The following is a 2,468-nucleotide window of genomic DNA, read 5'->3' on the forward strand; positions in this document are numbered from 1 at the left end:
GTCGCTGTCGCCCGCCTCGAACATGAGGGCGTGGGCGCCGCCGCTGGCCAGCTCGGCGATGCGCCGCACGATCACCCCTTCGGCGCCCACCGAAGGCAGGGGCTCGTCCGCGTTGCCCAGGGTGCGCACGACGTGCTGCATGATGGCCTCGGGAGCCGCATGGGCGACGTCGGCGTGTCCCTGGTCCTGCAGCTGCTGGGCGGCGGCGCGGGCGGCGTCCTCGCTGGCGAACAGGGCGAACACGTAGCCGGTGGGGTAGAAAGTGCCCGAGGCGGAGGTCATCTCGGGGGTGAGGGCAAAAGGCTTCATGGTGGTGCACTCCGGTGATGGAACGGCCGCCCACGGCGGGTGCCGCGTGGCGCGGTGCCGGCGCGGGCAGGTCGAGGGGTTGCACTGCCGATTGCACCCTCGGGCCCCGGGGGCTGTCTGTCAGGGCGCCTGTTCAGCCCCTGTCGGACAAGAAGCGCAAGGCCGCATCCGCCCCGCCCAGCCCGCCCTAGGGCGCCAGGGTATGCAGCGGAATGTCCTGCTCGGACGCGAGGCGCTCGAGCGCGGCGCGTGTCTGGCCTGCCAGGTAGCTGGCGACCGCCGCATGCGAGTCCACGGCGCGCGGGCTGGCGCCCTGCGGCAGCCCGACGGCGCGGCACAGGCGCGCGAAGAAGTGCGGCTCCAGGGCCGCCACGGCCACACGCCCATCCTGGCAGGCATAGACGCGGTAGCCGGCGTGGGCCCCGCCCACGTCGCCGCGCGGCGCCGTCAGGCCCCAATGGCGTGGCTGGGCCAGCCAGCGGGCGGCGTCGGCCAGCGCCACCTCGATGCAGCTGCCCTGGCCCGAGGAAGCTCGGGCCAGCAGCGCCTGCAGCACGGCCTCGCTCGCCATCAGGGCGCCGGCCATGTCGGCGTAGAGCGTGGGCGGCAATGCCTCGTCCGTGACCAGCCCCGCCTCGGCCAGGTAGGTCAGGTCGTGGCCCGGCTCCTCGGCCCGCGCGCCGGCCGCGCCGACGATGCGCACCAGCGACAGGCGCGGATAGCGGGCATGCAGCGCCTCCCAGCCCAGCCCCAGCTTGCCGAGCGCCGAGGGCCGGAAGGAAGTCAGCAGCACGTCGGTGTGCGCCAGTTCCGCGTGCAGCGCGGCCTGGCCCTCGGCCGTCTTGAGGTCGGCCTGGAGCAGCCGGATGCCCTCGTGCAGGGTCGCGTAGGCACTGGGGCAGTACATGCCCATCGGATCGGCGCTGGCGAAGCCCTCCGGCGCTCGGGGTTCGAGCTTGGCGCAGTCGGCGCCCATCTGGCGACAACGCAGCAGGGCGGCCGGTCCAGGCAGGTTCAGGGCCAGGCTGAGCACGCGCGTGCCCTGCAGGGGTTGGAGCGGATCGTGTGGCATGGTGGTGCGCGAAGCGTAGTGGGATCAACCGCACCTTATACCGGCAAAGCCGGGCCCACGGCCCATCGCGCCGCTCAGAGGACCTGGGCGATGGCCTCGCACACGTAGCCGATGTTGCGGCTGTTGAGCGCCGCCACGCACATCCGGCCGGTGTCGGTGCCATAGACGCCGAACTCGCTCCTGAGGCGCAGCATCTGCTCCTTGGACAGGCCGGAGTAGCTGAACATGCCGATCTGCTCGGTGATGAAGGACATGTCCTGCTGCACGCCGGCGGCCTTCAGGCCCTCGACCAGTGCGCTGCGCATGGTCTTGATGCGCGCGCGCATCTCGCCGAGCTCCTGCTCCCACAGGGCGCGCAACTCGGGGTCGTTCAGCACCGCGGCCACCACCGCGCCGCCGTGCGTCGGCGGGTTGGAATAGGTGGTGCGGATCACGATCTTCAGCTGCGACAGCACGCGCGCCGCCTCGTCCCGGTCGCTCGCCACCACCGACAGCGCACCCACGCGCTCGCCGTACAGGGAAAAACTCTTGGAAAACGAGCTGGAGACAAAGAGGTTCAGGCCGGCATCGACGAACTTGCCGATCACCGCGCCATCTTCGCGAATGCCGTGCCCGAAGCCCTGGTAGGCCATGTCCAGGAAGGCGACCAGGCGGCCGTCCCTGACGGCTTCGATGACCTGGTCCCACTGCGCGGGCGTGAGGTCGTAGCCCGTGGGGTTGTGGCAGCAGGCGTGCAGCACCACGATGGTGCCGGGCGCGGCGGCGCGCAGGTCGGCCAGCATGCCGTCGAAATCGACCGAGCGCGTGGCTGCGTCGTAGTAGCGGTAGGTGCCGACCTCGAAGCCGGCGTTGGTGAACAGCGCGCGGTGGTTTTCCCAGCTCGGGTCGGAGATCAGCACGCGGGCGCCCGGGTTGATCTTCTTGAGGAAGTCGGCGCCGATCTTCAGCCCGCCCGTGCCGCCGAGCGCCTGCACTGTGGCCACGCGCCCGGCCTGGACCACCTCCGAATCCGCGCCGAACACCAGCGCCTTCACTGCGCTGTCATAGGCGGCGATGCCGTCGATCGGCAGGTAGCCGCGTGCGGCCG

The 2,468-nt window shown here is 71.5% G+C and carries 3 protein-coding genes; all 3 read right to left on the reverse strand.

Annotated features, from left to right (window positions below; translation table 11 throughout):
* The coding region (locus A612_RS03490; protein ID WP_019373203.1) for a hypothetical protein at positions 1-309 on the reverse strand (309 nt) is incomplete at its 3' end.
* 187 nt (positions 310-496) lie between these two features.
* The gene (locus tag A612_RS03495; RefSeq protein ID WP_019373204.1) at positions 497-1,381 is read right to left on the reverse strand and encodes a CoA transferase; all 885 of its coding nucleotides are present in this window, start codon (positions 1,379-1,381) and stop codon (positions 497-499) included.
* Positions 1,382-1,455: 74 nt separating this feature from the next.
* The coding region (locus tag A612_RS03500) for an amino acid aminotransferase (RefSeq protein WP_019373205.1) at positions 1,456-2,468 on the reverse strand (1,013 nt) is incomplete at its 5' end.

Origin of the sequence: Melaminivora alkalimesophila (assembly GCF_000282995.1) — a bacterium.
GTDB lineage: Bacteria > Pseudomonadota > Gammaproteobacteria > Burkholderiales > Burkholderiaceae_C > Melaminivora > Melaminivora alkalimesophila.

What these genes read in the sequence shown, in the direction of transcription:
- A612_RS03495 (WP_019373204.1), bottom strand. Translation starts at nt 1,381, where the DNA reads ATGCCACACGATCCGCTCCAACCCCTGCAGGGCACGCGCGTGCTCAGC.